The organism is Bradyrhizobium sp. USDA 4501 (assembly GCF_054062115.1).
In genome coordinates this window covers 234,466-253,554 of record NZ_JBSSEX010000001.1, presented here as the reverse complement: position 1 = coordinate 253,554, position 19,089 = coordinate 234,466, and the positions used below count along the sequence as shown (strand labels likewise).

Here is a 19,089-nt window from a genome sequence, read left to right as displayed (position 1 = left end):
TTCTGGCCTTCACTTCTCCCTGCCGGGCAACACGGTCTCGAACAGCTGGCGCGCTGCGCCGCGGATGACGCCGACTTCGTTCGGGTCGCCCTTGGCGAGCGCGATCGAGAAGTTCTTGGCTTGCTCGAGCGTGATATGCGGCGGTAGCGGGGGCACTTCCGGATCGGTCTTGACTTCCAGCACCACGGGGATGTCGCTCGCGAGCGCCTGCTCCCAGGCCGAGCCGAGCTGTGCGGGGTCGTCGACATAAATCCCCCGCAGTCCGATCAGGTCGGCGAAACGCGAATAGGAAACGTTGGGGATGCGTTGCGATGCCTCGAACTTGGGATCGGCATTGATGATGCGCTGTTCCCATGTCACCTGGTTGAGGTCTTCATTGTTGAATACGCAGACGATCCAGCGGTGATCGCTCCAGTCGCGCCAGTATTTGGCGACCGTGATAAGCTCGGCCATGTTGTTCATCTGCATGGCGCCGTCGCCAACCAGCGCAATGACGGGACGATCGGGCGCTGCATATTTGGCGGCGATTGCGTAGGGAACTGCCGCGCCCATCGATGCCAGGCCGCCTGACAGCGAGGCGATAAGGCCGGGACGCATCTTCAGATCACGGGCAAACCAGTTGGCGCAGGAGCCGGAATCGCTGGTGATGATCGCGCGATCGGGAATACGCGGCGACAGCTCCCATGTCACGCGCTGAGGATTGACCGGCTTGGCCGGCTGGTGCGCGCGATCCTGCAATGTCTTCCACCAGGTCCGGACGTTGTGCTCGATCGTCTTTCGCCAGCTGCCGTCGCTCTTCTGCTTCAGGCGCGGAAGCAGCGCGCGCAGCGTCTCCCCGGCGTCGCCCACGAGGCCCATCTCCATCGGAAAGCGGATCGATAGCATGCCGGCGTCGATGTCGACCTGGACGCCGCGGGCCTGGCCCTCCTTGGGCAGGAACTCGGAATAGGGAAACGCCGAGCCGATCATCAAGAGCGTGTCGCACTCCATCATCAGGTCGTAGCTCGGCTCGGTGCCGAGCAAGCCGATCGAGCCCGTCACCCATGGCAGGTCGTCGGGCACCACGGCCTTGCCGAGCAACGCCTTGGCGCATCCGGCCGACAGCCGGTCGGCGACAGAGGTGACCTCGTTGGTCGCGCCAAGCGCGCCGGCGCCGACGAGCATGGCGACCTTCTTGCCGGCGTTGAGAATGTCGGCGGCGCGATCGAGGTCGGCCTCTGCCGGAACGATCCTCGGCGGAGTGTATCCGACGCCGGACCGCAGCGTGCCGTGTGCGCGCGGCGGATCCTCGTAATCCTCTTCCTGCAGATCATTCGGCAGGATCAGCGCGGTCACGGTGCGCCGGGCGAGCGCAATGCGCGCGGCGCGGTCGATCAGATGACGGACCTGAGCGGGCGAGGAAGCCTGCGCGACATACGCGCTGGCGACGTCCTTGAACATCGAGACCAGGTCGAGCTCCTGCTGATACTGCCCGCCCAGCGCGTTCCGCGCCTGCTGGCCCACGATGGCGAGCACCGGCTGATGGTCGAGGAGGGCATCATACAGACCGGTGATCAGGTGTGAGGCACCGGGGCCCGACGTCGCGATGCAGACGCCGAGGCGGCCGGAAAATTTGGCATAGGCACACGCCATGAACGCCGCCATCTCCTCGTGGCGCGCCTGGATGAAATCGATCTTGCCTTCGGCGCGATTGAGCGCACCGAACACGCCATTGATGCCATCGCCGGGATAACCGAAGAGATGCCGCACGTCCCAATCCTGGAGGCGCTGCACTACGAAATCGCCAACGGTCTTGGACATCGTGCATATCCCGAAAGTTGAATGTGAGCGGTGAACGGCGGGGATTGGCAGCCGTTCCAAAGCGACCGTCCCTCAAGTAGGAGGTGGCATCGGAGAAGAGATAGGCAGGCGCAATGGTCACCGAACGTGTGAGGATCCGCCGCGACATGATGGGACGCAGCTGCTTGTTCGAGCAGACCTACCCGAGCTTAGCGAGAGCCTTGGTGGCTCTCCGCCCGCAGTCTAGTCTGGTCTAGTCGGCCGATAGAGGAGCGCCGGTCAAGGACCAGCTTTCTCCATCAAATGTCGCAATTCGCAGAGCTCTGAAGGGTGTGTAGTCTCCGGGCCGGGTGCCGATCGCGACGCCAGGGAGCATCATCGGCAATCGTTCGCCATTCAGCGAGGTAGCCTGCTTCATGAGGTTCTCGCGGGTCAGGTCGTCGCCGCATTTGCGCAACGCTAACTCCACGGCGTGCACGTTCATATAGGCCACGAGCACAGAATAGTCGTCCGGGTTGGCTGAAGGTGCGTATGCCTTCAAGAACTGCTTGTAGGCCTTGACCTCCTCATCGTTGGCCCACGCCGGGTCGCCCGGTTGCTTGAGGAATTGCGTTGTAACCAGCCCTTTCGATGCTTCGAGGCCCGCGGGCTTCAGGATAGTTTCGACCGATGCGGTCGAGCCCCCGATCACGTGCAGGGGTTTCCAGCCGAGCTCGTAAACCTTGCGGATCGATTGCGCGGCGGCCTTCGACGACGACTGCTCGATCAGGGTGTCGACGCCGGCGGCCTTCAGCTGCACGATCTGCGAGTCGATCGTCGGATCGGCGAGCTCGTAGGAGGCCTGGGCGACGATCAGCTCGGCCTTCGGACCGAGGCCGGCGCGGAGGCCCTTCAGGTAGTCCTTGCCATAGTCGTCATTCTGATAAAGCACGCCGATTCTGGCGTCCGGCTTTACGGTGAGGATGTATTTGGCGACGACGCGGCCTTCGGTTTCGAAGTCGGGATAGAGCGGGATCGTCCAGGGAAAGGCCTTGGGATCGTTGAAGCGGCGTCCGCCGGCGGTGATGAACAGCTGCGGCACCTGCTTGGCGTTCAGGTATTTCTGGATCGCGACGTTGGGCGCGGTGCCGATCGTGCCGACCTCGGCCAATATGCCGACGTCCTCGATTAGCTTGCGCGATTGTTCGACCGCCTTCGGCGCGCTGTAGGCATTGTCGAGCTGCGTGAAGTTGATCTTGCGGCCGTTGATGCCGCCTTTGGCATTCAGCATCTCGAAGTAGCCGACCACCGCCCGCCCGGCGCCCGCGCCGAACGCGGATGCGGGACCACTCAGCGGCGTCGATTGGCCGAGCTTGATCTCGGTATCGCTGGCACCGGGACCGTAGGCTTTCTGAGCATAGGCAGGTACCGCCAGCAGTACTGACACCGCGCCGGCCATCAGCGCCCGGTTGATGATGTGGTTCAAGTTCGTTCCTCCCTGCAATTGCTTCTTCTTGAAATCGATCCGCGCTAGCGCAGCAGCTCGCGGGCGATCACCACGCGCTGGATCTGGTTGGTGCCCTCAAAAATCTGGGTCAGCTTGGCATCGCGCATCATGCGTTCGACCGGATAGTCCATCGTGTAGCCGTAGCCGCCGAAGATCTGCACCGCGTCGGTCGTCACCTTCATCGCCATGTCGCTGCCGACGCATTTGGCCATGCTGGCAAGCACGTTGAGCCGCTTCCAGTCGCCGGCATCGCCGGCGTGGGCACATTCGTAGACCAGCGCGCGGGCCGCCTCGATCTGCATGGCCATGTCGGCGAGCATGAACTGCACGCCCTGGAACTCGGCGATCGGTTTCTTGAATTGCTTGCGCTCCTTGGCGTAGGCGACGCAGGCATCCAGTGCGCCTTGTGCGAGGCCGACGGATTGCGCGCCGATGGTCGGCCGGTTGAGGTCGAGCGCGCGCATCGACGCGCGAAAGCCCTTGCCTTCCTCACCGACGAGATTTTCCGCGGGAACGCGGACATTGTCGAAGAAGATCGGCGTGTTGGGCGCGCCGCGAAAGCCCATCTTGCGCTCGTGGCGGCCGAACGTGATGCCCGGCATTCTCTTCGGCTCGACGATGAAGGCGCTGATGCCGTCTGCACCGGCGCCGTCACTGGTTCGCGCCATGACCACGATGTAGTCGGCCGCGACACCATAGCTGCACCACTGCTTGCGGCCGTTCAGGACATAACTATCGCCGTCCTTGCGGGCGCGGGTGTTGAGCGCGGCGACGTCGGAGCCGGCCTGCGGCTCCGAGATCGCGATTGCCGTGACCACGCCACCCTCGGCGATGATCGGCAGATATTTCTTGCGCTGCTCCTCAGAGCCGAAATGCAGCAGCGGCATGATGAACATGGTGTTGAGCGCGGCGATCGACGCACAGGCAGGGGAGACCTTGGAGATCTCCTCGCGCGCGATGCAGGCCATGGTCAGGTTGCCATTCGGGCCGCCATAGCGCTCCGGCACCCAGAGCTGCATCAGTCCCATCTCGCCGAACAGCTTGACCAGTTCGAGCGGGAAGCGGTCGGTTTCGTCGATCTCGGCGGCGATCGGCGCCACGTGCCTGGCGACCATTCTGCGCACGCTGTCACGGAACGCGACCTGCTCCTCGGAAAAACTCATGCGAACTCCCGTTTCGTTTTCTTTGCCGGAAGCAAAAAAGGGCTTCCATTGAATGGGTGATCCATTTAATAGTTCACCGCATGAGCACCAAGTCAAGCCCTCGCGCGCCGCGGCGCTCCCGTGCCGCCTCGCCGAGCCGCCGGGAGCGGGCCACCGATCATCGTGCGGCCGGCTCGCCGGCCGCACCGACATTCAAGCCGATTCACACCAGGCGGACGTTCGAGGAGATCTGCGAGCGCATTCGCGAGCAACTCGCGCTCGGCGTGCTGAAGCCCGGCGACAAGCTGCCGGCCGAGCGCGAACTGGCTCAGCAGCTCGGCGTCAGTCGGAATGTGCTGCGGGAAGCATTGCGCAGCCTCGAAATGGCCGGCGTGCTCCGGCTGCAGAAGGGCGTCAAGGGCGGCGCCTTCATCCAGCAGGGCGACACCCGCCGCATGAACGAGGTCATGCGCGACATGCTGAGCCTCGGGACGATTTCGGTACGGGAATTGTCGGAGGCGCGGGTCCACGTCCTCGACCTCGTGGTGCAGTTGGCTTGTGCCAATGCCCGCCGGGCCGATCTCGATGCATTGGAAGCCAATATCGAGCGGACGGAGCTTGCGACCAAGGAGGGGCGGCTGCTCGACCGGGTCGAATGTTCGCGCGAGTTCTACAAGCTGCTGGCGGCCTCGACCGGCAACAAGGTGATTGCGATGATCGTGGACTCGGTCACCGAGATCCACATGCGCTTCGTCTATGCCAAGGTCGCTTCCAGCGGGGTCGCGATGGCGCGGCTGGCCGAGAAGCGGCGGCAGTTCCTGGCGGCCCTCAGCGAACGGAACGTCGATCTGGCAAGCCGATTGCTGCGATCGCATCTGGAATCCGTGCAGCGCATGCTCGAGCAGGATCCGGGCGCCATGTCGCTTCACGTCGCATTGGCGGATGTGCAGCCCGGGATGCGCCGCTAGCACGCGCCCGCGTTGCCAATAATCAACAACTCAAACAGCGAAACAATGGAGGCAAACGTGTCCAATTACGCCAAATATGAATGCCTGACGGTCGAGGTCGCGGACAAGGTCGCGACCGTGACCTTGAACCGCCCGCAGGCGCGCAATGCCATCAATCAGAAGCTGATCCGCGAGTTGCGCACGATCTGGGACGACCTCGCCGACGATCACGCCGTTAATGCCGTGGTGCTGACCGGGGCGGGCGACTTCTTCAGCGTCGGTGGCGACGTCAAGGCGATGTCCGAGCGGCCCGGCGGCGACGTGCTCGAAGAGGGCGAGGTGCACGATCCCATGATCAGCCGCCGCGGAGTCACCCGCCAGCTCGAGCTCGACAAGCCCATCATCGCGGCGATCAATGGCGATGCCATCGGCCTTGCGGCGACCCATGCGCTGCTTTGCGACATCACGGTGATGGCGGAAGACGCGCGGATCGGCGACACCCACGTCTCGCGTGTCGGCCTCGTCGCCGGCGACGGCGGCACAGTGATCTGGCCGCTGCTGGTCAGCATCAACAAGGCCAAGGAATTCCTGATCCGCGGCACGCTCCTGAAGGGAAATGAGGCGGAGCGGATCGGGCTGGTCAATCATGTCGCGCCGCGCGCGGAGGTGTTGGCCAAGGCCCGCGCGATCGCGGTCGAGCTCGCCAACGGTCCGACCTGGGCCATTCGCTGGACCAAGCTGTCGATCAACCAGATCGTCAAGGAGCGCGTCAACATGCTGCTGGAGGCGTCGATGGCGCTGGAGCAGGTGACGTTCGAGACTGCCGACCACAAGGAAGCGACTATGTCGTTCAAGGAGAAGCGGAAGCCCAGATTCGGCCAGGCATAGCGCGGGCCTCACCATGGCGGCGATCGAAGCCTCGAATGACGATGTCGCAGGAATGCTGCGCGATTCCTTGCGCGGTTTCCTGGACGAGCATTGGCTTCCACTCGGTTTGGCCGCATCGTCCTCGCCGGACGAGGTGTCGGCGATCTGGCGCAAGCTCGTTGGGCAGGGCGTCGCCGCGCTTGGTGCGGAGAGCAGCGAAGGCGGGCTCGCCGAAATCCTCGTCGTCATGGCGGAACTCGGCCGGGCCGGCTGCACGGCGCCGATGTGGTCTGCGGCGCTCGCCAATCTTGCGATCTCCGGATCGCAGGTCGACGTCGCGGTGGATCTGCTGGAGCGGCTGCAGTCCGGGGAGGCGACCGTCGCCTTCTCATTTGGTGCGCTGGATCCGGACGCCGGCACAGGAGCGGTTGAGGTCACGGACCTCAAGGCAAAGGGCGTGCTTCGTTTTGTCGAGGCTGCCGGAGGCGCGACGCACCTTCTGGTCGTTCTTGACCAGGCCCAGCTTGGGCTGATCAATCTTGACGGTCCCGGTGTCGAGTGCGTCGCAACCCGCGCGATGGGAGCGTGGGGACTCTACGAGGTCCGGCTGAACGAAGCGCCGCTCACGCGCATTCCCATAGATACAGTCGATCTCGACTATCTCCGCATCAAGGGCAGAGCGATGTTGACCGCGCGTGCCTATGGCGCGGCGCGGCGTGCCTTTGAGCTCGCCGTGGACTACGCCAAGGAACGGCACCAGTTCGGGCAGCCGATCGGTAGGTTCCAGGCCATCCAGCACAAGCTGGCCGACTGCCTGATTGCGCTCGAAGGCGTCAGGTTGATCCTCGACCATGCCGCCAGACTGCATGACGGCGGCGAGGGCGGCTGGCGCTACTTCGCCGATTGCGCATCGGCGTTCTCCGCTCATGCGCTACGGCAGGTGTCGCTGGAGGTCCAGCATACGTTCGGTGCGATCGGTTATGCCGAAGAGCACGAGGCGCCAATCCACTTCAAGCGCGTGCATCTCGATACGATCGCGCTTGGCGGCGTCTCGGATGCCAAGAGCAGGCTGGCAGCGCGGCTGTTGGATGCGGGCGGCGTCGGGCTGCCGCAATATGACCTCGGGGCCGCTGGAAATGCGTTTCGCGAGCAGATCCGGCTCTGGCTCGAGCAACACTGGACTGGAGATACGAAGCAAGCATTCGACGGAAGGCCCTTCGCCAAGCGTGAGTTCGATGCCGGCTTCGCCCGCGACATCGGTGAGACCGGATGGATCGGGCTCGGATGGCCAGAGCAATTCGGCGGCCAGGCGCGCTCGCCGCTGGAGCAGATCGCCTTCATGGAGACCATGGAGCGGGGCGAGGCGCCGAGGATCGGCGCGGCGATCCAGGCCAATGCGCTAATGATGTTCGGCACGGCAGCGCAGCAGCAGAAATACCTTCCGGAAATCCTGCGTGGCGAAGCGATGCATGGCATGGGCTACAGCGAGCCGCAGGCAGGGTCGGACCTTGCGGCGCTGCGCACCAGTGCGGCCAGGGACGGCGATCACTGGGTGATCAACGGCCAGAAGATCTGGACCACCACCTGGTGGGGCAAATACATGTTCCTCGCCGCGCGGACCGACAAGGACGCGAAGCCGCCGCACGCGGGCATCAGCATGTTCATCGTGCCGATGGATGCGCCGGGCATCACGATCAGTCCATCAGCAACCATGTATGATGGCTCGTTTGCCAACATCTTTTACGACAACGTCCGCATCCCCGCCGAGAACCTGGTCGGCGAGGTCAATGGCGGTTGGAAAGTGTTGACCGGCGCGCTGGCCTTCGAGCGCGGGCTGGTTGGTGGCGGGATCGTCCTGAAGGTCGCGCACGCCTTCGAGCAGCTGCGTTCGCATGTGATGGCGAAGCAAGGTGATCGGTCTCTCGCCGATGATCCAATCATCCGCGACAGGATGGTGACCTTGGCGTCAGAGATCGAGATCGGCCGTCTCTTGATGATGCGTTGTGCCGAACTTGCCGCCGACGGCGTGACGCCGCCGGAATATGGCGCGATCAGCAAGGTGTTCTCCGGCGAGCTGATGGAGCGATTCGGCGAGGCTGCGCTCGACATCCTTGGCATGCGTGCCGCGCTGTCCGAGCAGATGCCGGGCGCGATCGACAACGGTCGCTTCGAGCAAAACCTGCGGCATTCGCTGATGTGGGTCATCAGCATCGGGACCAACGAGATTCAGCGCAGTCTGATCGCGCAACGCGCGCTCGGGCTGCCGAAATAGGAGAGATCGGATGCAGAAGGATGGCGACAGGGCGCCGCTCACCGGCGTGCGCGTGCTCGATTTCTCGATCATGGTGGCAGGGCCGTATTGCGCGCGGCTGCTCGCCGATGTCGGCGCCGAGGTCATCAAGATCGAGCCTCCGGAAGGCGATGACATGCGGCTGCGAACGCCGCTGCGGGAAGGCCACAGCACCTATTTCGGCCAGCTCAATGCCGGCAAGCGTAGCCTGGCGCTGGACCTGAAGAATGCCGACGCCATCAGGCTCGTACATCGCATGGTCGCGGAGGCGGACATTCTCGTCGAGAATTTCCGCCCTGGCGTGATGGACCGCCTTGGTCTTGGCTACGAGACGCTCTGCGAGATCAACCCGCGCCTCATCTATTGCTCGATCTCGGGTTATGGCCAGTCAGGCCCAGCAGCCGAGCGCGCGGCTTATGCGATGATCGTCCATGCCGAGAGCGGATTCGATCACTCCCTGATGCGTTATGCCGGTGACCGGGAGCGTCCCGCGCCGGGCGCGATCTTTGTCGCCGATATCCTCGGCGGCATCTTCGGCTATTCCGCGATCCAGACCGCGATGGTCCAGCGAACGCGCACCGGGAAAGGACAGCGCGTCGATGTAGCCTTGATGGACTGCATGATGAATCTGCTGGTCTATGAGCTTCAGGAGGCGCAATTCCCGATCCGTTCGCCGCGCCCGACCTATGGGCCGGTCCGCGCGCGCGATGGCGATATTCTGATCGCCCCGGTCACGCCGCGTAATTTCGCGGCGCTGTGCGAGGTGACCGGGCAGGAAGAGTTGGTGAACGATCCGCGCTTTTCGACCATTCCAGCGCGCGGCGCCAATTGGACCGCCATGATGCAGGTGATCGAGAAATGGACCGAACGCCACACCGTTGCTGAATGCATCGCGGCGCTGGATCGCGCCGGTGTTCCCTGCGCCGAGTACCGGACGCCGGGCGCGGCGCTGACCGATGCCCATTTGCGCCAACGTGGGGTGTTTGGGACCGTCTCGGACGGGGCAGGTGACTTCATCGGCGTCAATGCGCCATGGCAGATGTCCGGGGCCGATACGCCGATGGGACGTCGAGTTCCCGGGATCGGCGCGCAGCGGGACGATGTGCTGTCGCGGATCCTGGGCCTGTCGCCGGACGCAATCGCGACGCTCGCCGCTGCGGGCACGTTCGGGAAGGTGCAGGCGTAGGGCCGCTGGACGCCGGCGATTTCACGTATCGGCCGGACTGTCCGGCGGCGGAGCCTTCGCGATCGCCAACAGGCATTTCAGGAAATGCGCGCGGTCCTCCTTGCGAAGGGGGGCCAGCATGATGTTTTGCAGCTCGGTGGCGGCCGGAATGACGGCGAGAAGCGCTTCCTCGCCTTTAGCCGTGATCTGCACCTGGAGCGAGCGGCGGTCGTCCGGATTGTCTTTCTTCGACACCAGTCTGCGCGCGACCATGCGCTTCAGCATTTCGCTGAGCGTGTTGCGGTCGCAGCTGATCCGTTCGGCCAACACGGAGGGGGTTAGAGGACCTAACTGATACAGCGCCATCAGCACACCGAACTGCCGCGGCGTGATATCGCTCTGGCGCGTCATGCTTTGATAAAGCCCATCGTAGCGGGCCTCCAGCAGACGCAACAGGAATCCGACACCACCCTCGAGCTGCCAGTCGCGTGCAACGTCTGCCGCCGAGGTTGTCTGCTTGCCTTTATCGGCTGCCATGCCGTTGTCTGGATCCCAGCTGCGTTCTGCGAATTGCGTCCTAGCCGTTAGCAGCTTGGCTGATCGTCCTCAACCCTGTGGCGAACCACGTCACCAGCCTCTTTCTGAGGGAGACAGGGTCGGCCTCGGCTCTTGCCAGCCTTCCGATAATGTAGTACGTATACGTATCAAATGCGATGCGAAGACGTCGTTCAGGGAGGTTGAAACTTGGACCTGCGTGAGCTGCTGTCGATTCCCTATTTGCTTGAGGCGGAGGCAGTCGAAATCGAGCCGGGGAAGTGGCGGGTTCGCCTTGCCTATCCGGAGCTGCCGGGGTGCACGGCTGAAGCCGCCGTCGTCGAGGACGCTCTGCGCGAGCTCGAGCGGCGGCGCATCGAATTGATTGTCGGCCTGGTGGAGCAGGGCAAGCAACCTCCCATTCCACGCCAGCCGCTCACCGCATCCGATCCGCTCTGGACCGCCCAGGATCTCGGACTGTCTGACCGTGTCGCCGCGCTTCTCGGCGGCGCGGCAGGCCCGGCCACACGCAATTGAAGGAGGCGACCCCATGCTCTCGCGCGAAGACAATGAACGGCTGGTGAGGGTCGGCAAGGGAACGCCACTCGGCGAACTTTTCCGCCTGTACTGGATTCCTTTCCTGCCGTCGGCTGATCTCGCCGCGGACGGGCAGCCGAAGCGCATCCGGCTGCTGGGCGAGGATCTCGTCGCCTTTCGCGATTCCGAGGGGCGCATCGGGCTGGTCGACCAGGCCTGCCCGCATCGCGGAGCGCCGCTGGTCTTTGCACGAAATGAGGATTGCGGGCTGCGCTGCGTCTATCACGGCTGGAAATTCGACGTCACCGGCGCCGTGACTGACATGCCGGCAGAGCCAGTGCGCAGTCGCCTCAAGGAGCGGGTGCGGATCAAGGCCTATCCCTGCAAGGAGCGCAACGGGATGATCTGGACCTATATGGGTCCCGACCAGGCTGAGCTTCCGCCGCTGCCGAATCTCGAATGGAATCTGGTGCCTGCCGAGCAGGTGCACATCTCGGTTCGCGTCCAGGAGTGCAATTGGCTGCAGGCGGTCGAGGGTGAGATCGATTCAGCGCACGCGCCGCTGCTTCATGGACGACTGGATGCGCAGGGCACGACGAGCGCCTGGATCCAGAAGCGCGACCTGCGCCCGACCTTCGAATGCATTAAGCAGGATTTCGGCATGAGCATCGCCGCGCGGCGCAATTACGATGCCAACACGCTGTACTGGCGGGTCAACCAGTTCCTGCTGCCGTTCTATACGCTGGTGCCTCCGCTGTCTCCGTTCCCGGATTTGAGCGGGCACGCCTGGGTCCCGATCGATGACGAGAACACGCTCTGCATCATGTTCTCCTATCATCCATCGGAGCCGCTGCTGGAGAAAACCCGGCAGGTCTTCGCCGAAGGACACAAGGGCCGCGAGAGTGGTCATGCCAGCCGCCACGCGCTCGTCCAGCACCCGGTGACGGTCCCATACGCAGGCTACTGGACGAAATACAATCCGCAGAACGGCTTTCAGTTCGACTACGAGGCGCAGCGGACCACCTGGTTCTCGGGCCTGCCGGGGCTCTGGGTGCAGGACGGCGCCTGCCAAAGCGGCGTCTCGCCGATCTTTGATCGCACCAAGGAGACGCTCTGCTCAAGTGATACCGGCATCGCGATGACGCGACGTTTCATTCTTGAAGCGCTTGGCGCCTATCGCGATCACGCGATCAAGCCCAAAGGAGTCTTGGACCCGGACGTGTTCATGGTGCGAGCGGTCTCGCTGCGGTTGCCGCCGGAGGATTTGTGGGTTGACGTCGGCGCGCCGTTCATGCGTGCGAAGCTTGGCGCCGATTTCGGGTACGAGCTGTGAGCGCATTCGAACACACGGCTGGTACGCTGGAGGTGCTGGTCAAGCGTATCGGATATGAGGCCGAGCGGATCAATTCGTATGAGCTGATTGCCCCGACGGGCGGCGAACTGACGCCGTTCACGGCCGGGAGCCACATCGACCTGCATCTGCCGAACGGCATGATCCGCAGCTATTCGCTGGTAAACGACCAATGCGAGCGGCACCGGTATGTCATCGCGGTGAACAGGGATGGCGAGAGCCGGGGTGGGTCCAGCTTTGTCCACGACACCGTCAGGGTCGGGAACATCATAAGGATCTCCGAGCCGCGGAATAACTTCGCGCTCCGCGAGGAGGCCGACCATTCTGTCCTGATCGCCGGGGGCATCGGCATCACGCCGCTGCTGTCGATGATCCGACGGCTTGAGGCGCTTGGACGTCACTGGGAGCTGTTCTATGCCGCGAGGACGCGCGCCGCTGCCGCATTCCTCGACGAACTCGGCACGTATCGATCGAGGGTACATCTCGATTTCGACGACGAGCGATCGGGACGGGTGTTCGATCTCCCGGCGCTCGTCAGGAACGCTCCGCCTCGCGCGCATCTCTACTGTTGCGGTCCGGTGCCCATGCTCGAGGCGCTCGAGGCGACGACGGCCGATCGCCCGGCCGATCACGTACATGTCGAATATTTCAAGGCCCGGGAAGCTCCAGCCACCGAAGGTGGCTTCGACGTCAAGCTGGCGCGAAGCAACCGCACGATTGCAGTCGAGCCCGGCAAGACGATCCTCGATGCGCTGCTGGAGGCCGGGATCGCCGCGAACTATGCCTGTACCGAAGGTGTCTGCGGCACCTGCGAGACGCGCGTGCTCGAGGGCATACCCGACCATCGCGACCAGTTCCTGAGCAACGAAGAGCAGGCGGCGAACAAGAGCGTCATGATCTGCTGCTCGGGCGCCAAGTCCCGGACGCTTGTGCTCGATCTCTGACACAACAACATACGACGGGTGGAAACAATGAAGTATCTTTCGCAGATAGCCGGAATAGCTCTCCTGGCCTTTTGTGCCGGTTCGCCGGCGACGGCGGTCGCCGCGCGGTCTCTGAAGATCGGCGTGCTCAACGACGCGTCCGGCCCTTACTCGGACAATGCCGGCGAAGGTTCTGTGACAGCGGCCAAAATGGCGGCCGAGGACTTCATGCGGCTTCATCCGGATTTCAAGGTCGAGATCGTCTCGGCGGATCACCAGAACAAGGCTGATGTTGGCGCCGCCATCGCGCGCCGCTGGATCGATCAGGAGAAGGTCGATGCGATCGCCGACGTGCCGAACTCGGCCGTTGGGCTGGCGGTCAACGAGGTCATGCGCGGCACCAAAGCGGCGCTGATCGCATCGAGCGCGGCGTCGTCCGACCTGACCGGGAAATACTGCTCACCCAATACGATTCAGTGGACCTTCGATACCTGGGCGGCCTCTCACACCATCGGCGCCTATCTCGTGCATCACGGCGGCAAGAAATGGTACTTCATCGCCACCGACAATGCGCTCGGCAAATCGATGGTGCGCGACGGAACGGCGGTGATCGGTGCCGGCGGCGGGACCGTTCTCGGATCGGTCAATGTACCGATCAACAATGCGGACTATGCCTCGTTCATCCTGCAGGCCGAAGGCTCGGGCGCCGACGTGATCGCGTTCGCGACCGCCGGTGGCGACACCGTCAGCCTGATCAAGCAATCCGCCGAGTTCGGGCTGAAGCAGAGCGGGCGCACCTTCGCCGCGCTATTGACCACCACCAACGATGTCGAGTCTAGCGGGCTTGCGGTCGGGGAGGGGCTGATCATCACGCAGCCGTTCTACTGGGACCTCGACGATGCCAGCCGCGCCTGGTCGACCAAATTCGGCGAGCGGCAGCATGGGCAGTCGCCGACCGCCTTCCACGCCGGCGTCTATTCCTCCGTGCTGGCCTATCTGAACGCGGCGCTGGCGGCGGGAACCAATGACGCGCCGGCCGTGATCCAGAAGCTGAAGGAGAAGCCGATCGATGACGCCTTGTTCGGGCCAGTCGTGGTGCGCGCCGACGGCCGCGCCATCCACAACATGTACATCTTCAAGGTGAAGAGCCCGAGTGCCTCGAAGAGCAAGTGGGACCTGCTGGAGCAGGTCGGCGCGCTGTCCGGGCCGGAAGCCTTCCGGCCGCTCGACCAGGGCGGTTGCTCGCTCGTCGACCCGCCGAAGAGCAATTGACGACGACGGCCGCGATCCTTGGATCAACACTGCTCAAATTGACGGATATCCCGATGCTGGATCAGCTTGAAGCCGACTTCCCCGAGCACACGCCTCGTCCCGCCGGCGCGCCAAGAGCGCTTGAGGGGATCCGGGTGATCGATTTCTCGCATTTCATCGCGGGGCCGTTTGCCACCATGATCCTCGCCGACATGGGGGCCGAGGTGATCAAGATCGAAGCGCCGGGCCGCGGCGACGATCTGCGCCGTTATCCCCCGGTGCATCCCGATCTCAGGCACGGCGCGCCGTTCCTGTGGACCAACCGGAACAAGCGCAGCGTCGCCCTCGATCTCAAATCTCTGGAGGGCTTGAAGATCGCGCGCGAGCTGATCGCGACGGCGGACGTCCTTGTCGAGAATTTTTCCGCGAGCGTGATGGCACGGCTGGGGCTCGACTACGAGAGCTGCCGCAAGATCAAACCCGAGATCATCTACTGCTCGGTGTCGGCCTATGGCCGCGACGGGGCATTTTCGGACCGGCTTGGCTTTGATCCGATCGCGCAGGTCGAGAGCGGCTTCGTGTCGATGAACGGCTATGCCGACCGCGAAGGCGTGCGGGCTTTGTCGCCGGTGATGGACATCAGCACTGCGATGATGGCCAGCAATGCGATCCTTGGCGCCCTGTTGGCGCGCGAGCGCAGCGGGCACGGCCAGGCCGTCGAGGTGTCATTGTTCGAGAACGCCGTCCTGATGACCGGCTACGCGACCACGCAGTCGCTCTTTAGCGGTGCCGATCCGAGGCGAAGCGGCAACACCAGCCCGGACACGTGTCCGTCGGGTGTGTTCCAGGCCAGCGATTGCTCCTTCTATATCAACTGCGGCAACGACAAGATCTTCCAGCGCCTGACGGCGCAGGTTCTCGAGCGCGAGGATCTCGCGGGGGCCGAAATCTATGCAACCGGCCCCGATCGAATCCGCCGGCGCGAGGAGTTGTTCGCGATCCTCGGCGATGCCTTTGCCCGGCAGCCCTGGTCGCACTGGCAGTCGCGGATGCGGGCGGCCGGCGTGCCCTGCGGCCAGCTGCGCACCGTCGGCGAGGCGATCCGTTCGCCCGAGGCGAGGGAGCGCGGGATCGTCACCCGGATCCCGCATGAGACGGTGGGGTGGGTGCCGAACGTGAACCTGCCGATCCGGTATTCGCGGACACCGATCGTGGATCCCGTTGCGGCACCGGCAGTTGGGCAGCACACCGAGAACGTGCTGCTTGAATTGCTCGGCTACGACAAGACGGAGATCGCGCGCCTTGCCGGAGGCGGAGCCTTCGGCAGCGAGGCTTCGCGACAGGATGCCAAACCGTGACCGGGCGCGCGCGAGACGAGCGGACGCTGCGGGGCCGTGTGGCCGTGATCGGGATCGGTGAAACCGAATATTATCGTCATGGCGCTTCTCCCGATCCGGAATTCAAGCTCGCGTTGAAGGCGATCCTGGCGGCTTGCGAGGATGCCGGGCTCGATCCCCGCGAGATCGATGGCTTCTCGTCCTACAGCGACGATCGCAGCGAGGCGTCACGGCTGGCTGCGGCGCTGGGTACGCATCGACTGCGCTCCGCGACCATGCAATGGGGCGGAGGCGGCGGCGGTTGCAGCGCGGCGGTTGCCAATGCGGCCGCCTCGATCGTCGCGGGCCTTGCCGATTGTGTCGTGGTGTTCCGCTCATTGGCGCAGGGCCAATATGGCCGTTTCGGACAGGCAGCCGGGATTCACACCGTTTCGGGCGAACGGTCCTATCTGATGCCCTATGGGGTGCTGGCTCCCCCGCAGCGCTTTGCCATGCGGGTGCAACGCTACATGCACGAGCATGGCGTGCGACAGGAGGCTTTGCGCGCGATTGCGCTCGCCTCCTATCATCATGCCCAGGCCAACCCGCGCGCGGTGATGCGAGGCAAGCCGCTGGATATCGAGAAGTACGATGCCTCGCGCTGGATCGTGGAGCCCTTCCATCTTTACGATTGCTGCATGGAAAATGACGGCGCAGCGGCATTGGTGCTGGTATCGGCAGAGCGCGCCAGCGACTTCCGGCACAAGCCGGCCTATCTGCTCGGTGCGGCCTTCGGATCCGGACATCGTGCGGCGGCAACGGCGCACAATGCGCCGCTCTACGCCACCGCGAACTTCGGCACCGTTGCATCCGATCTGTACCGCATGGCCGGGGTAGGGCCGTCAGATGTCGGTGTGGTCCAGGCGTACGAGAACTTCACCGGCGGTGTCGTGATGGCGCTGGCGGAGCACGGCTTCTTCAGGCCCGAGAAGGCCAACGACTTCCTGACCTTCGACAATTTGATCGCTCCATCCGGGAGGCTCCCGCTCAACACCAGTGGCGGCAACCTTGCCGAATGCTACATGCACGGCTTTGAGCTGGTGTTGGAAGCGGTTCGTCAGGTGCGTGGCGCGTCGGCGAGCCAGGCTCGACGAAATGATGTGGCGCTGGTGATCGGCGGCCCGATGGTGACGCCGGCCAGCAACCTCATTCTGGGTTCAGAGGCGACGCTATGAGTGGGTCTTCACGTGCGCACTATCTCCCTGCCGGGTTGCCCATTCCGGTCAGTGACCCAGATGGGCTTTCGGCGCCGTATTGGATGGGCCTGCGGGAAAACCGCCTGCTGGTGCAACGCTGCGTCCGCTGCCGTTCCTGGCAGTTCGGGCCTGAATGGATTTGCCACAATTGTCATTCCTTTGACCTTAGGTGGACGGACGTCGAGCCGACCGGCCGCATCTACAGTTGGGAACGCGTGTGGCATCCGTCATACCCGGCGCTAAAGCAGCACGGCCCGTATCTCGCGCTGCTCGTCGAGCTACCACACGCCGGTGGCGTGCGCATGGTGGGTAATCTGCTGGGCGATCCGCGCCAGACCGTGGTCATCGGAACTGAGGTTGGAGGAGTCTTCGAACATCACCCGGAGTCCGATCCATCCTTTTCGTTGCTGCAATGGCGGCTGAAGCAAGGCGCTGACCGGGTGGACGGTCACTCGACCGGCTAACAAGTTTTGTGGATTGGCAAGAATAATCCAGACGCAGACGAGCCGGACCCGGTGTGTCGACGTTATTTCTCTTGGCTTAAGCTGGCTCAAACGAGCGCAGGATGGATGGGGCGAAAGTTCAAGTATTGCTGTGACTTAGAAGATCGCTTGAGCAGCGAGAGATCAAGAAAAATCCATCGCCAGCTAGATGACGTTGGATGCAGGACCGAAGGCGGGCAATCAATAACGGCCACCGTCGCGCTTCTGCTGGGCGATCCAATCTGACAACGTCTTTTTCGGCGTCGGCGCTGAGGTCCGGCTTGGCGTTGTTCTCGGGTTCTCGCCCGCGCCCCTTGCCGAGCGGGCTCGCTGCTTATCCGTCCGGTTCAAGGCAGCACTCGAACTTTCTGCAGCTTCCTTCTCAAGACGCAGCTTTTTCAATCGCGCCATCTTGTCGCGTTCTGCATCTGCTTCGGGTCCCTCGGACAAGAGCGTCCTTTGCTGAGCATCCTCCGCCGAGACCACGATTCCCACAATCGTCGTCTCTCCAAGCGCCTTGCAAGCTTCGAGCCGCTGTAGTCCCTCGACCAGAACGAAGCGGTCTTCGTCGGGCCTGACGAGAATGGGGGTTTGTTGTCCGATTTCCAGAATGCTTCCAGCGATCTCCTCGACGACTTGAGGCTTGATTGCCTTCCTTCTTTTCACGGGAACGTAGATCTTCTCGATTGGGAAGCTTTCCGGTTTGGGCATAACGTCTACTCCGCTGTACAGGCCCGTCCGAAACGTATGCCGGAGAGGCAGGATTTTAAGAATGAACCGCGCGGCTGCAATGGCAATCTTAGCGCGCCGAGGCTTGATCGGTGCGGGAGCCGGGCGCATTCTGAGCGGTGCAGCGCCAACGCGTGATTGTCCGGCGAGCGGTTGCAGTGAGAGTAGGCTATGCGCCTTGTTTCCATCCAGGATCACGACGCGATCCGTGTCATCACCTATGCTAACGCCCCATTCGGCACCATGACGGCCGTCGGGGCGGCTGAGATGTTCGATGCGGTAGCCGCTGCAGGGATGGCCCTATCGGTCCGGGTCATTGTCATTACAGGGGGCCTACCTGGCATCTTCATCCGTCACTACGACGTTGGGGAACTCTCTGAGGCCGCAGACGCGATTGAGCGCGGAGCGCCTCGCGCCCCGCCGTCGCCTGGTCCTCGACCACCCGGTTTCCACGCGCTGACGGATGCGATTGCAGCGGTCGACAAGCCGGTCATTGCGGCTATCAATGGCCTGTGCATGGGAGGAGGCTTCGAGCTTTCGCTGGCCTGCGACCTGCGCATCGCCGGGAGCAGTGTTACGGCGATTGGGCTTCCGGAAACGCGCATCGGCATCTTTCCGGGTGGTGGCGGTACACAGCGTTTGCCCAGGATCGTTGGAGAGGCCAGGGCGCTCGAGATGATCCTTCGTGGCCTGACAGTGACGGGACAGCGCGCGCACGAAATCGGAATTGTGCATGAGGTCGTCGCCGATCCGCTCGCGCGTTCCCTTGAGATCGGCGCTGAGCTATCGGGCCGAAGTGCCGAAGGCCTGGCCTTTGCCAAGCGCCTTACCCGGTCAGCTCTCGACCGTCCGTTGGCCGAAGGCCTGGCTGACGAGCGCAAAAGCTTTTCCACCGTGATGAGGACAGCTTCGGCTCGGGAAGGCCTGCGGGCCGGCCGACCACCAGCCGAAATCCAGAAGCTCTAATGTCACACGGCTCCCCTTGAGGTAGCCGGACGCTCGCACGCGAGGGCTTCCCGGTGAGCTTGAAACGT

At 63.6% G+C, this 19,089-nt stretch carries 17 protein-coding genes; 12 read left to right on the top strand and 5 right to left on the bottom strand.

Going from position 1 to position 19,089, the window contains the following annotated elements; translation table 11 throughout:
- Positions 1-9 precede the first annotated feature (9 nt).
- From ACVWZM_RS01175 to ACVWZM_RS01165, 3 genes are all read right to left on the bottom strand, one after another.
- A complete protein-coding gene (locus ACVWZM_RS01175; protein WP_076826405.1) occupies positions 10-1,800 on the bottom strand; it encodes a thiamine pyrophosphate-requiring protein in 1,791 nt (596 codons plus the stop codon).
- 232 nt (positions 1,801-2,032) lie between these two features.
- Positions 2,033-3,217, bottom strand: coding sequence for an ABC transporter substrate-binding protein (locus tag ACVWZM_RS01170; protein ID WP_244558760.1), 1,185 nt, complete (start codon positions 3,215-3,217; stop codon positions 2,033-2,035).
- Positions 3,218-3,288: 71 nt separating this feature from the next.
- A complete protein-coding gene (locus ACVWZM_RS01165) occupies positions 3,289-4,428 on the bottom strand; it encodes an acyl-CoA dehydrogenase family protein (protein ID WP_456851509.1) in 1,140 nt (379 codons plus the stop codon).
- An 80-nt stretch (positions 4,429-4,508) separates the two neighbouring features.
- Here ACVWZM_RS01165 and ACVWZM_RS01160 point away from each other — a divergent pair, with 80 nt between their 5' ends.
- Genes ACVWZM_RS01160 through ACVWZM_RS01145 form a run of 4 tightly spaced genes read left to right on the top strand, consistent with a single transcriptional unit; the run spans position 4,509 to position 9,697 of the window.
- Positions 4,509-5,375 (top strand): FadR/GntR family transcriptional regulator, encoded by an 867-nt coding sequence (locus tag ACVWZM_RS01160; RefSeq protein WP_083714940.1) that lies wholly within the window; start codon positions 4,509-4,511, stop codon positions 5,373-5,375.
- Between the two features lie 57 nt (positions 5,376-5,432).
- Entirely contained in the window at positions 5,433-6,242 is an 810-nt protein-coding gene (locus tag ACVWZM_RS01155) for an enoyl-CoA hydratase/isomerase family protein (protein ID WP_456851507.1), read from the top strand.
- Between the two features lie 13 nt (positions 6,243-6,255).
- Complete coding sequence (locus ACVWZM_RS01150; protein ID WP_456851505.1) at positions 6,256-8,493, top strand: acyl-CoA dehydrogenase; 2,238 nt, start codon at positions 6,256-6,258, stop codon at positions 8,491-8,493.
- A gap of 10 nt (positions 8,494-8,503) precedes the next feature.
- Complete coding sequence (locus ACVWZM_RS01145) at positions 8,504-9,697, top strand: CaiB/BaiF CoA transferase family protein (RefSeq protein WP_141342319.1); 1,194 nt, start codon at positions 8,504-8,506, stop codon at positions 9,695-9,697.
- Between the two features lie 21 nt (positions 9,698-9,718).
- Here the strand turns inward: ACVWZM_RS01145 and ACVWZM_RS01140 are convergent, their stop codons facing one another.
- Positions 9,719-10,213 (bottom strand): MarR family winged helix-turn-helix transcriptional regulator, encoded by a 495-nt coding sequence (locus ACVWZM_RS01140; protein ID WP_253587174.1) that lies wholly within the window; start codon positions 10,211-10,213, stop codon positions 9,719-9,721.
- A gap of 207 nt (positions 10,214-10,420) precedes the next feature.
- Between ACVWZM_RS01140 and ACVWZM_RS01135 the strand changes: the two genes are divergently transcribed.
- From ACVWZM_RS01135 to ACVWZM_RS01105, 7 genes are all read left to right on the top strand, one after another.
- Positions 10,421-10,747, top strand: coding sequence for a hypothetical protein (locus ACVWZM_RS01135; protein WP_456851503.1), 327 nt, complete (start codon positions 10,421-10,423; stop codon positions 10,745-10,747).
- A gap of 13 nt (positions 10,748-10,760) precedes the next feature.
- Positions 10,761-12,080: a Rieske 2Fe-2S domain-containing protein gene (locus ACVWZM_RS01130; protein WP_141342321.1), complete on the top strand. Its 1,320-nt coding sequence runs from the start codon at positions 10,761-10,763 to the stop codon at positions 12,078-12,080.
- Complete coding sequence (locus ACVWZM_RS01125; protein ID WP_141342322.1) at positions 12,077-13,042, top strand: PDR/VanB family oxidoreductase; 966 nt, start codon at positions 12,077-12,079, stop codon at positions 13,040-13,042. The genes ACVWZM_RS01130 and ACVWZM_RS01125 overlap by 4 nt, the downstream gene beginning before the upstream one ends.
- 27 nt (positions 13,043-13,069) lie before the next feature.
- A complete protein-coding gene (locus ACVWZM_RS01120) occupies positions 13,070-14,293 on the top strand; it encodes an ABC transporter substrate-binding protein (protein WP_456851501.1) in 1,224 nt (407 codons plus the stop codon).
- Positions 14,294-14,346: 53 nt separating this feature from the next.
- Positions 14,347-15,630 carry a CaiB/BaiF CoA transferase family protein gene (locus ACVWZM_RS01115; RefSeq protein WP_456851499.1) on the top strand — a complete coding sequence of 428 codons (1,284 nt, stop codon included), beginning with the start codon at positions 14,347-14,349 and terminating at the stop codon, positions 15,628-15,630.
- Complete coding sequence (locus ACVWZM_RS01110; RefSeq protein WP_316394811.1) at positions 15,627-16,823, top strand: thiolase C-terminal domain-containing protein; 1,197 nt, start codon at positions 15,627-15,629, stop codon at positions 16,821-16,823. The genes ACVWZM_RS01115 and ACVWZM_RS01110 overlap by 4 nt, the downstream gene beginning before the upstream one ends.
- Before the next feature lie 83 nt (positions 16,824-16,906).
- Positions 16,907-17,308: a Zn-ribbon domain-containing OB-fold protein gene (locus ACVWZM_RS01105; protein WP_141342326.1), complete on the top strand. Its 402-nt coding sequence runs from the start codon at positions 16,907-16,909 to the stop codon at positions 17,306-17,308.
- A gap of 219 nt (positions 17,309-17,527) precedes the next feature.
- Here the strand turns inward: ACVWZM_RS01105 and ACVWZM_RS01100 are convergent, their stop codons facing one another.
- Positions 17,528-18,037, bottom strand: a complete 510-nt coding sequence (locus tag ACVWZM_RS01100; protein WP_141342327.1) for a ParB N-terminal domain-containing protein — start codon at positions 18,035-18,037, stop codon at positions 17,528-17,530.
- Between the two features lie 189 nt (positions 18,038-18,226).
- Here ACVWZM_RS01100 and ACVWZM_RS01095 point away from each other — a divergent pair, with 189 nt between their 5' ends.
- The gene (locus ACVWZM_RS01095) at positions 18,227-19,021 is read left to right on the top strand and encodes an enoyl-CoA hydratase/isomerase family protein (protein ID WP_141342328.1); all 795 of its coding nucleotides are present in this window, start codon (positions 18,227-18,229) and stop codon (positions 19,019-19,021) included.
- The last annotated feature ends 68 nt before the right edge of the window (positions 19,022-19,089 follow it).

Excerpts from the sequence above, each read along its gene's own strand:
- ACVWZM_RS01105 (WP_141342326.1), top strand. The coding sequence starts at position 16,907 with ATGGGCCTGCGGGAAAACCGCCTGCTGGTGCAACGCTGCGTCCGCTGC.
- ACVWZM_RS01100 (WP_141342327.1), bottom strand. The coding sequence starts at position 18,037 with ATGCCCAAACCGGAAAGCTTCCCAATCGAGAAGATCTACGTTCCCGTG.
- ACVWZM_RS01160 (WP_083714940.1), top strand. The coding sequence starts at position 4,509 with ATGAGCACCAAGTCAAGCCCTCGCGCGCCGCGGCGCTCCCGTGCCGCC.
- ACVWZM_RS01120 (WP_456851501.1), top strand. The coding sequence starts at position 13,070 with ATGAAGTATCTTTCGCAGATAGCCGGAATAGCTCTCCTGGCCTTTTGT.
- ACVWZM_RS01145 (WP_141342319.1), top strand. The coding sequence starts at position 8,504 with ATGCAGAAGGATGGCGACAGGGCGCCGCTCACCGGCGTGCGCGTGCTC.
- ACVWZM_RS01150 (WP_456851505.1), top strand. The coding sequence starts at position 6,256 with ATGGCGGCGATCGAAGCCTCGAATGACGATGTCGCAGGAATGCTGCGC.
- ACVWZM_RS01095 (WP_141342328.1), top strand. The coding sequence starts at position 18,227 with ATGCGCCTTGTTTCCATCCAGGATCACGACGCGATCCGTGTCATCACC.
- ACVWZM_RS01175 (WP_076826405.1), bottom strand. The coding sequence starts at position 1,800 with ATGTCCAAGACCGTTGGCGATTTCGTAGTGCAGCGCCTCCAGGATTGG.
- ACVWZM_RS01170 (WP_244558760.1), bottom strand. The coding sequence starts at position 3,217 with ATGGCCGGCGCGGTGTCAGTACTGCTGGCGGTACCTGCCTATGCTCAG.
- ACVWZM_RS01140 (WP_253587174.1), bottom strand. The coding sequence starts at position 10,213 with ATGGCAGCCGATAAAGGCAAGCAGACAACCTCGGCGGCAGACGTTGCA.
- ACVWZM_RS01130 (WP_141342321.1), top strand. The coding sequence starts at position 10,761 with ATGCTCTCGCGCGAAGACAATGAACGGCTGGTGAGGGTCGGCAAGGGA.
- ACVWZM_RS01165 (WP_456851509.1), bottom strand. The coding sequence starts at position 4,428 with ATGAGTTTTTCCGAGGAGCAGGTCGCGTTCCGTGACAGCGTGCGCAGA.
- ACVWZM_RS01115 (WP_456851499.1), top strand. The coding sequence starts at position 14,347 with ATGCTGGATCAGCTTGAAGCCGACTTCCCCGAGCACACGCCTCGTCCC.